General features: G+C 46.3%; 9 protein-coding genes. 8 read left to right on the top strand and 1 reads right to left on the bottom strand.

The window, feature by feature from the left end:
* Nucleotides 1-48 precede the first annotated feature (48 nt).
* Nucleotides 49-294, bottom strand: a complete 246-nt coding sequence (locus tag Q0852_RS22875) for a hypothetical protein (protein WP_299022557.1) — start codon at nucleotides 292-294, stop codon at nucleotides 49-51.
* A gap of 831 nt (nucleotides 295-1125) precedes the next feature.
* On the opposite strand from Q0852_RS22875, the gene hutC reads away from it, so the two are divergent.
* The 8 genes from hutC (at nucleotide 1126) to Q0852_RS22835 (ending at nucleotide 9989) form a co-directional block, all read left to right on the top strand.
* The gene (gene hutC, locus Q0852_RS22870) at nucleotides 1126-1830 is read left to right on the top strand and encodes a histidine utilization repressor (RefSeq protein WP_299022556.1); all 705 of its coding nucleotides are present in this window, start codon (nucleotides 1126-1128) and stop codon (nucleotides 1828-1830) included.
* Nucleotides 1831-2038: 208 nt separating this feature from the next.
* Nucleotides 2039-3271, top strand: coding sequence for an imidazolonepropionase (gene hutI / locus Q0852_RS22865; RefSeq protein WP_299022554.1), 1233 nt, complete (start codon nucleotides 2039-2041; stop codon nucleotides 3269-3271).
* Nucleotides 3261-4310, top strand: a complete 1050-nt coding sequence (gene hutG / locus Q0852_RS22860; protein WP_299022552.1) for a formimidoylglutamase — start codon at nucleotides 3261-3263, stop codon at nucleotides 4308-4310. Before hutI ends, hutG begins: the two co-directional genes overlap by 11 nt.
* 28 nt (nucleotides 4311-4338) lie before the next feature.
* Nucleotides 4339-6042, top strand: coding sequence for a urocanate hydratase (gene hutU / locus Q0852_RS22855; protein ID WP_299022551.1), 1704 nt, complete (start codon nucleotides 4339-4341; stop codon nucleotides 6040-6042).
* A 28-nt stretch (nucleotides 6043-6070) separates the two neighbouring features.
* Nucleotides 6071-7603, top strand: coding sequence for a histidine ammonia-lyase (gene hutH / locus Q0852_RS22850; RefSeq protein ID WP_299022550.1), 1533 nt, complete (start codon nucleotides 6071-6073; stop codon nucleotides 7601-7603).
* Nucleotides 7604-7812: 209 nt separating this feature from the next.
* Entirely contained in the window at nucleotides 7813-8679 is an 867-nt protein-coding gene (locus Q0852_RS22845; protein ID WP_299022548.1) for a fructosamine kinase family protein, read from the top strand.
* Nucleotides 8680-8797: 118 nt separating this feature from the next.
* A complete protein-coding gene (hxpB, locus tag Q0852_RS22840) occupies nucleotides 8798-9451 on the top strand; it encodes a hexitol phosphatase HxpB (protein WP_299022546.1) in 654 nt (217 codons plus the stop codon).
* 334 nt (nucleotides 9452-9785) lie between these two features.
* The gene (locus Q0852_RS22835; protein ID WP_299022545.1) at nucleotides 9786-9989 is read left to right on the top strand and encodes a CPXCG motif-containing cysteine-rich protein; all 204 of its coding nucleotides are present in this window, start codon (nucleotides 9786-9788) and stop codon (nucleotides 9987-9989) included.
* Nucleotides 9990-10201 lie beyond the last annotated feature (212 nt).

The following is a 10201-nucleotide window of genomic DNA, read 5'->3' as shown; positions in this document are numbered from 1 at the left end:
TGTCGCCATAAGATCACCCGATAACTCGACAAATAACTAAACTATAGTTCAAATCACCAAGTTGGCATCACGACCAAGAAGCGCATACTGTGTCCGACGAACAGTATTCACATCATATTGAATATCGCTACTTAAAATAACACCTGGTAGTGCAACTTCATCGAAAGATGTTACCCCGCCCCGAACGACTTTTAATTCGCTCATTAAGTAAACGCCAAAAGCAATAATAACTAACAATATTACTGCAAAAACTGCAGCAAACTTTTTCCCTACCGACCAATTTTTATACACCATAAATTTATAAACCTATTATTTTTATCTATTATGCGTCACTTAAAATAAGCAACACTTCACTAGAAGTGAATAAAACCCAAAAAGAAACAAACTAAAAACAAGCATATGAATAATATTATTAGGGATTTGAACATCACACTGCATGATTATTAACTGGTAAAAGATATATAAGGTTTAATTTACAATCAACCCGGCAATTTATATCAAAGTAAAAGTCATTAACTGGAATTATATCCGACGTTATTTTGAATCAGAATATAACATATAACCACCAGTATAATAATGCAGATAAAATACACATTATTAATGTTATGAGTAACAAACCAAATAGGTCATTGATATACAACCTCTTTTATCAAAATGACACAAGCGCAACAAGACACAGTATGCGCAATTGCACATTAAGGCAACATAAAGCAACTCATTCAATAAATGCAAAACTATTCATTTTTACATGTGGTTATTTCATTTCGTCATTTTAAAATTTAAGTCATGTTCATATTACAGTGAGATCTTGCACCAAAAGGTTAAGCATCAAATTTTATAATGTTTTCTATGTATTTAAGACAAAACACTCAGACTCCAATAAACGTATCAATGCTCGGACAGCCCCAGAGTTCAAGACCCACCTTCTTAAATTCACCAATCGTAGACAGTGCAAACCAATGAATAATTGGCACAACAGTTACCTACCACTTCTAGGCAATCCCCCACATCTAACCAGAAAGACGAGAGTACCCGAGCCTACGGGTACTCCTTACTCAACAAACAGAACTTGAAATACCTAGAAAAACTTGCTTTCATTTGTATAGGCAATTATGGAATGGCATCATGGCTCAATCCCCCAGGTATCTTCAAATCAAACAATACCTCAACGATAAAATTCAATCGCGTACATGGCCTCCCGGATTCCGGATCCCGACAGAAATTGAACTCTCCGAACAATTTTCAGTAAGTAGAATGACAGCCAACAAGGCTATTCGTGATCTTGTAAAAGAGGGATTACTAGAACGAACACCACGGCTGGGGACTTTTGTCTGTCAGAAAAAAGCCGAATCGCCACTGATGGAAATTCGCAATATAGCTGCCGAAGTGAAAAACCGCGGCAATGACTATACTTCCAGAGTCATTCATCAATCAACCGTTGAAGCTAATGACGATATCGCATTGCAGCTCGGTGTTCGCCATGGTACTGATGTCTATTTCACTCAAATTGTCCATTACGAAAATAGCGCCCCTATCCAACTGGAAGAGCGGTGGGTCAACCCTGACTTTGCTCCAAACTACATCGAACAAGACTTTACCCGCCAGACCCCGAATGAATATCTGGTTCAGGCCTGCCCACTTAGCGACATTGAACATACTGTTGAGGCTATTTTACCTACTAAACGAATTTCTGACCTGCTTGAGATGCCTAAAGGTTCACCCTGCCTGCTGCTTAACCGGCGAACCTGGAGTGATAAACACCTGATCAGTACAGCGTTACTTTATCATCCCGGGGAAAAATACAAACTCAGGTCGAGAACCCAAGTGTAAGTTAATTCATAAACAGGCCATGCTAAGTTGACCTAATCTGCTTTTCCTTGAAATTCCCGCATCTAAAATCCGACCCATCCTAAATTTTTACTTTCCGTCAGTTAATTATTACAGTTCCGATCACATTTCATTTACAAGCCGCCTTGAGTTAGTGCTGACAATTGTCTATTTATTTGTATATACATAATTAAACTAACAGTAGGCATACATGGATCGAGTTCTGACAAATCTGCGAATGGTCACCATGCAACCGCAAACAGGTTACCAGGTCATTAAGAATGCAATGATTGGTATCCAAGGAGGCAAAATTATGTTTGCTGACTGTGCTACCCGGCATAACCTTCACGGCCATCCGGATGTTATCGACTGCCAAGGAGCCCTTGTCACTCCCGGCCTGATTGATTGTCACACTCACCTTATCTTTGCCGGCAACCGCGCAAATGAATTCGAACAACGTCTCAATGGCGTTCCCTATGAAAACATTGCCAAAACCGGAGGTGGTATCCTTGCCACGGTACGAGCTACCCGAGAAGCCTCTGAAGATGAACTCTACACACTTGCTTTACAACGCCTGAAAGGTCTCAAGCGTGATGGCGTCACAACAGTCGAAATCAAGTCCGGCTACGGCCTGACTCTTGCCGATGAACTGAAAATGCTTCGAGTGGCTAAACGCATTGGTAAGTTGGAAGACATCAAGGTCTCGACAACCTTACTTGCTGCCCACGCCCTTCCACCAGAATATGCAGATGATAGTGATGGCTATATTGATTATATCTGTACGGATATCATCCCAGCTGCAGCGAGGGGAAAACTGGCAGATGCCGTTGATGTATTTTGTGAAGGGATCGGGTTTAGCCCTGCACAGTGTCAGCGTGTATTTAGCGTAGCCAAAAAACACAGCCTTCCCATAAAAGGACATACAGAGCAGTTATCAAACCTTGGAGGCAGTGCCCTTGCCGCACGTATGGGCGCAACCTCTGTTGATCATATCGAATACCTGGATAACGAAGGTGTCGCAGCTTTGGCAGCCTGTAATACTGTAGCAACGCTGCTGCCCGGTGCCTTTTACTTCCTGCGTGAGCCGCAACAACCTCCCATTGATCAACTACGTCAACTCGAAGTCCCCATCGCACTGGCCACCGACTTTAACCCAGGCACCTCACCTATTGCCTCGCTGCGCACCATGATGAACATGGGGTGTACCCTTTTCCGGCTGACTCCTGAAGAATGCTTACGCGGCGTTACCGCCAATGCAGCTCAGGCTTTGGGTTTACACGAGTCTCGTGGACAAATCCAAGTCGGCATGGATGCTGACCTTGCTCTCTGGAATCTAGAAACCCCAGCCGAGCTTTCATACCGACTTGGTGTACCCGATCTCATTGCCCGGGTTGTTGACGGCCACCTTTTCCCTACAAACGGAGAAGACACTCATGACAATTGATAACCAAAGATCCTTAATTGATATGAGTGTATGGCAAGGACGCCGTGATCCGGAAGACGGAGAAACAGGACTGCGCTGGCATCAGAAAATTCAGCCCGCCGATCAGGCCAACGAAGGCGGCATTATGCTACTGGGCTTTGCCTGCGATGAAGGCGTTTCCCGAAACAAAGGCCGCACTGGCGCATATCATGCCCCGCTCGCAATTCGCAAAGCACTGGCCAATTTGGCCTGGCATCACACTGGACCTGTCTATGACGGCGGCAATATTTGCTGCAATGATGGCAACCTGGAGCTAGCCCAGCATCTGTTGGGAGAAGATATCTGCCGGGCTTTACGCCAAAGAAACAAGGTAATCGTCTTTGGTGGTGGCCATGAAGTGGCATGGGGAACTTTTCAGGGCATTGGAAATTACCTGCTCCAAAAACAGCATGTTGCATCAGATCAAAGCACCAGCCAGCCACTGGAAGTGGAAGGACAACCTGCCCCCAAGATCGGTATCATCAACTTCGATGCCCACTTCGACTTAAGAAACCCTCCAGCCGGGCAGCAATCAGAACAAGGTAGCTCAGGCACCCCGTTCCATCAGGCAGCCCGTTTTTGTCAGTTGCAAAACTGGCCATTCATGTATGCCTGCCTTGGCCTTAGCCGAGCCAGTAATACCCAGGCCCTGTATGAAAAAGCCGACCGGCTTGGCGTGCTCTACAAAGACGATACCGAACTGACCCATTCGCGCATTGAGAAAACCATCGAGGAATTACAGCTCTTTATCGATCAATGTGATCATCTCTACCTGACTATTGATCTCGACGTTTTTCCAGCAGCAGTTGCACCGGGAGTTAGTGCACCAGCAGCCCGTGGCATCCCTTTCGACATTGTAGAGTTGCTGCTTGCCCCTGTACTTAAAGCTAAAAACCAACAAGGCGAATCGAAAATCCTGGTCGCTGACTTAGCCGAATATAATCCGCGTTTTGATATTGACAACCAAACCGCACGGTTAGCCGCCAGGCTAGCCTGGACAATAACACATGCGATCCGCTAACTCGGAGATGCACAGCAAGGAGAGTCAAATGACGCAATCAACGTCTCAACAAAGCACACGTTTAGATACAAACAGAACAATTATTGCCCCAACCGGGACAACACTAAACGCCAAGTCATGGTTGACCGAAGCACCATTAAGGATGCTAATGAACAACCTTCACCCCGATGTTGCTGAACACCCCCACGCACTCGTGGTGTATGGCGGCATTGGCCGTGCAGCCCGTAACTGGGAATGCTATGACAAAATTGTTGAGGTTCTGAAACGTCTGGAAGACGATGAAACCTTGCTGGTTCAATCCGGTAAACCTGTCGGTGTATTCAAAACACACAGCAACGCCCCTCGTGTACTTATCGCCAACTCGAACCTTGTTCCCCACTGGGCCAACTGGGAGCACTTCAACGAGCTCGATAAACAAGGCCTGATGATGTACGGTCAAATGACCGCAGGGAGCTGGATCTACATCGGCTCACAAGGCATTGTACAGGGAACATATGAAACCTTTGTCGCTATGGCTCGCCAACATTTTAACGGTGATGCATCTGGGCGTTGGATCCTAACTGGCGGTCTTGGCGGAATGGGAGGCGCACAGCCACTCGCAGCAACTATGGCAGGGTATTCAATGATTGCCGTTGAATGCGACGAATCCCGTATCGACTACCGCCTGCGCACTGGTTATGTCGACTGCAAGGCCACCAGCCTGGATGAAGCGCTTGCCATCATCGAAGAAGCCAAACAAACACGAAAACCCGTTTCTATCGGCTTGCTTGGCAATACTGCCGATATCTATCCGGAAATCGTCAAGCGCGGCATTGTTCCTGACGCAACGACCGATCAAACCTCAGCACACGATCCGCTCAATGGATATCTGCCTAAAGGCTGGACAATGGAATATGCCGCCGAAATGCGCTCAAAAGATGAAGCCGCAGTCGTCAAAGCAGCCAAAGCATCGATGGCTCTCCAGGTCCAGGCCATGCTGTCTCTACAAAAAGCAGGTTCGGCAACCGTTGACTACGGTAATAACATTCGTCAGATGGCCTTTGAGGAAGGCATTGAAAACGCCTTTGATTTCCCGGGGTTCGTTCCCGCATATATCAGACCTCTCTTCTGTCAAGGTGTCGGACCGTTCCGCTGGGCTGCGCTATCAGGCGATCCGGAAGATATCTATAAAACAGATCAAAAAGTTAAAGAACTGATTCCAGATGACCCACACCTCCACAACTGGCTCGATATGGCCCGCGAGCGCATTCAATTCCAGGGTTTACCATCCCGCATTTGCTGGGTCGGCCTGAAAGACCGCGCTCGCCTCGGTAAAGCCTTCAATGAAATGGTCAAAAACGGAGAGCTAAAAGCACCTATCGTCATAGGCCGTGACCACCTCGACTCAGGCTCTGTTGCCAGCCCCAACCGAGAAACCGAAGGCATGATAGATGGCTCTGATGCTGTTTCAGATTGGCCGCTACTTAATGCCTTGCTGAATACAGCCTCTGGAGCAACATGGGTCTCGCTGCATCACGGTGGCGGTGTCGGCATGGGATTCTCACAACATTCAGGCATGGTGATTGTCTGTGACGGAACAGAAGAAGCCGATATAAGAATTGGCCGTGTACTGCGTAACGACCCTGCGACCGGTGTTATGCGTCATGCTGATGCGGGTTACGATATCGCCATTAACTGCGCCAAGGAACAAAGCCTGGATCTTCCAATGATCAATACTCATTCGCCAACATAATAATCACTGATAGCGATAAGGAAGTTATATGTATCATTTAGAAATTCACCCAGGAAAGCTATCTCTGAAGCAACTCCGTGAAGTCAACCGCAAGCAAGTGACATTGTCACTTCACTCATCAGCACTTGATGACATGAAAGCAAGTACTCAGGCCGTCGAACAGGTCATAACCGAAGACCGTGTTGTGTACGGGATCAATACCGGATTTGGCCTTCTTGCTAACACGCGTATCGCCGTTGAGGATTTAGAGACCCTCCAGCACAGTATTGTTCTGTCCCACGCCGCCGGGATTGGCGATTTCATGGAAGATGCAACTGTACGCCTGATGATGGTGCTCAAAATTAACAGCCTTGCCCGCGGCTATTCAGGCATTCGCCCGGTTGTTGTGGGCGCCTTAATCCAATTAGTCAATGCTGAGGTCTACCCCTGTATACCTAAAAAAGGTTCTGTTGGCGCATCCGGTGATCTTGCCCCTCTCGCCCATATGAGCACAGTGCTGTTGGGCGAAGGACAGGCCCGTTACCGTGGTGAGGTGATCCCGGGATCTGAAGCGCTTCGCATAGCAGGACTGAAGCCTATTACCCTGGCGCCTAAAGAAGGCCTCGCCTTGCTCAATGGCACCCAGGCTTCAACAGCCTTTGCCCTTGAGGGACTGTTTGCCTCCGAAGATCTCTACGCTTCAGGGATTGTCTGCGGAGCAATGTCGGTTGATGCCGCCCAGGGAAGTCGCCGCCCGTTTGACCCGCGAATTCACCATGTTCGTGGCCATCGTAGCCAAATAGATGCCGCAGCTGCTTATCGCCATATGCTGGATGTAGACAGCGAAATAAGTATTTCCCACAAAAAATGCGAAAAAGTACAGGATCCCTACTCGCTGCGTTGCCAGCCACAAGTTATGGGAGCCTGTTTGCAACAAATCCGCCATGCTGCCGATATTCTCGAAATCGAGGCCAATTCAGTATCAGACAACCCGCTGGTCTTTGCAGAAGACAGCGACATCATATCTGGTGGTAACTTCCATGCTGAACCGGTCGCCATGGCAGCCGATAACCTCGCACTGGCAATTGCTGAAATCGGTAGTTTATCTGAGCGTAGAATGGCCCTGTTAATCGATAGCAGCCTAAGTAACCTGCCACCTTTTCTGGTTGATAACGGCGGCGTAAATTCTGGCTTTATGATTGCGCAGGTCACCTCGGCAGCCTTGGCCAGTGAAAACAAAACCCTAGCCCACCCTGCATCAGTTGACAGCTTACCAACCTCGGCAAACCAGGAAGATCATGTCTCCATGGCAACCTTTGCCGGACGCCGCCTCGCTGATATGACAGAAAACACTCGCGGTATCCTTGCTGTCGAACTCCTTGCCGCCGCACAAGGGCTGGATTTCAGAAGCCCAAACAAAAGCTCCGAACTGATTGAGGATGCCAAATCAGTACTACGGGAGCGTGTCAGTTTTTATGACAAAGACAGATACTTCGCACCGGACATCCACAAAGCTAACCAATTACTGAAAGAAGCCGTATACAACCGTCTCATGCCAGTCAAACTATTGCCTAGCCTATAAGCTAACCTAACGAAAGCCGGAAATTTTCCGGCTTTTCATTATTTTGTCATGCAATCAGTTCATCTTCTTTACGTTGATTTAGCTATTATTAAAGCGTTGCTGTCTAACAGAACAGACCAAAACCTTGATAAGCGCACAGTAATTCGCGCAATAAATAGTCTAAGATGTTGATGAGACACTCATAATCTTGATCAGCCGTGGAGGGTGCTATGTGGCAAGCGATTTCTCACCAGCTTTCAGACGCCTTAGGGAAAACGTTCAAAATTACTGAGAAAGAACCTGTTGAAGGTGGTGATATCAATGAATGCTACTGTATTGGTGATGGCAATGAGCGTTTCTTTTTGAAGCTCAACGATCGAGAACAGCTTACTGTCTTCGAAACCGAAGCCGAAAGTTTGCGTATCCTCAACGAAGCTGGCTGTATTCAGGTTCCTGAATTTCTGCACCTCGGCACCTGTCGTGACAAATCCTTCCTGGTTCTTAACTATTTACCAACCAAAGTCATTGATAACGATTCCGCCTATACCCTGGGCCAAGATCTTGCCCGTCTCCATGAATGGGGCGAACAGGCTGAGTATGGTTTTGACTTTGATAACTTTATCGGTCTGACTCCGCAACCAAACAAATGGCGCAGGCGCTGGTGCCGCTTCTTTGCCGAGCAACGTATTGCGTGGCAGCTACAGCTTTGTAAAGAGAAAGGCATCGATCTTGGCAATATAGATACCATTACCAGTCAGGTGATCCAGTTATTAATGCACCACCAGCCGAAACCCTCACTGCTTCATGGCGATCTCTGGCACGGAAATACCGCACGTACAGTTACCGGCCCGATCATTTTTGATCCAGCCAGTTACTGGGGGGACAGGGAGTGTGATATTGCGATGACTGAATTATTTGGTGGTTTCCCTTCAAATTTTTACGAAGGCTATCAATCTGTTTGGCCTTTAGATGACGGATATCAAGAACGTCGGGAGCTGTATAATCTATATCATGTTCTGAATCACTGTAATTTATTTGGTGGAAGCTATATCGCCCAAGCAGAGCATTCAATCGAAAGACTCGGCCTGCTCGGTTAAGCCATCCGGCAAAAGCTAGACCGGCATTCATTGGCCAATAAATACTGTGATTTCGGTCTGGCAACTATGTTATGTTCCGGTGCCTGTTGGCACCTTTTTTATTGAGATTGAATTATTCATGCTACAAGCTGCTGTTTTTGATATGGACGGCCTATTGGTCGATTCCGAACCCTTCTGGCAACAAGCCCAAGTAGACATATTCTCTTCACTTGGCGTTACGATTGAACAAAAGGATACGCTACAAACCATGGGATTACGTATCGATCAGGTTGTTGAATTCTGGTTCAACAAACAACCTTGGCAAGGCGCTGACTGCGCAACGGTTACTAATATGATCGTGGCCAGAGTTGAAGAGCTGATAAAAGAACACAAACCTATGCTGCCAGGCGTATGCGAGGCAATTGATGCATGCGAACAATACGGTTTGAAAATTGCTCTAGCCTCTTCCTCCCCAATGAGCTTGATTGAAGCCACACTGGAAGCACTATCACTCAAAAGTAAATTTTCCGCCGTATTGTCAGCAGAGCACCTTCGCTACGGTAAACCTCACCCGGAAGTTTATATTAATGCTGCCGACGCGCTGGGTGTTCCACCACAAGCATGCGTAGCTTTTGAAGACTCAGTAAACGGCCTGCTTGCAGCAAAAGCCGCACAAATGAAAGGCATTGCGGTTCCAGAAAAAGCATACGCCGACGACGCTCGCTGGGCCATTGCAGATCAAAAACTTAGCTCGCTTCACGAAGTAAATCGACAGTTAATTGCAGAGCTGTGATTAACAAGCCAAACTTTAAATGATGTAAAGGCTAACGAGCTTGCCTTTACATCAACTTCTGCGAGTATTTCATAACATCAAATGTTCCTAAACTGACTTTTTATTTAATTGCATGAATCTTATAAATTAATAAAAAGCCACCTAATAATGCAATTAATTGCGTTCCCTACCCTTATTTATCCAGAACTTCAAAAGAAATCAAACTTTACAGTTAATTCTCGGCAAAAACGAATAGCAAACGCTAAAGTTTAGATATAGCTAATTTCGTAGCAAAATATCCAATTAATATAGTTATAGCCAGATGATATGCCCAGCGCATTGAAAGGAGTTCAATATGAAAGATATTACAGAGCAAAGCGTCACTTGCCCACATTGCGGACACAATATTCGGATAACACTTGATGCCAGCGCAGGAAGCCAAGAATTTTATGACGATTGTCCAGCGTGTTGCCACGCTATTCATTTAACAATGGAAGTCGATGAATTACACAAAACTATTAATTTATTCGTCGATGCCGATGACGAGCAAATATTTTAATGAATAAAGAATACAAATAGATCTGGCTGAACTATATACAATATAAATCCCTACATTTAAAACGGTAGGGATTTAACACGTTTTATTCAGCTAAAACTGATACCGATTGACAATATTAGCTAATTGCTCTCTCAGCGGTCATGACGCCAACTTGTTGAACTAACATCTGTAGAACTCACGCTCAATGAATGTGCCAATTACCTTGTCATGCA

The organism is uncultured Photobacterium sp. (assembly GCF_947502415.1).
Taxonomy (GTDB): domain Bacteria; phylum Pseudomonadota; class Gammaproteobacteria; order Enterobacterales; family Vibrionaceae; genus Photobacterium.
This window is presented reverse-complemented; position numbering and strand designations above follow the sequence as displayed.

Coding starts and splice junctions, on each gene's coding strand:
- Q0852_RS22875 (WP_299022557.1), bottom strand. CDS start 294: ATGGTGTATAAAAATTGGTCGGTAGGGAAAAAGTTTGCTGCAGTTTTT.
- hutC (WP_299022556.1), top strand. CDS start 1,126: ATGGCTCAATCCCCCAGGTATCTTCAAATCAAACAATACCTCAACGAT.
- hutI (WP_299022554.1), top strand. CDS start 2,039: ATGGATCGAGTTCTGACAAATCTGCGAATGGTCACCATGCAACCGCAA.
- hutG (WP_299022552.1), top strand. CDS start 3,261: ATGACAATTGATAACCAAAGATCCTTAATTGATATGAGTGTATGGCAA.
- hutU (WP_299022551.1), top strand. CDS start 4,339: ATGACGCAATCAACGTCTCAACAAAGCACACGTTTAGATACAAACAGA.
- hutH (WP_299022550.1), top strand. CDS start 6,071: ATGTATCATTTAGAAATTCACCCAGGAAAGCTATCTCTGAAGCAACTC.
- Q0852_RS22845 (WP_299022548.1), top strand. CDS start 7,813: ATGTGGCAAGCGATTTCTCACCAGCTTTCAGACGCCTTAGGGAAAACG.
- hxpB (WP_299022546.1), top strand. CDS start 8,798: ATGCTACAAGCTGCTGTTTTTGATATGGACGGCCTATTGGTCGATTCC.
- Q0852_RS22835 (WP_299022545.1), top strand. CDS start 9,786: ATGAAAGATATTACAGAGCAAAGCGTCACTTGCCCACATTGCGGACAC.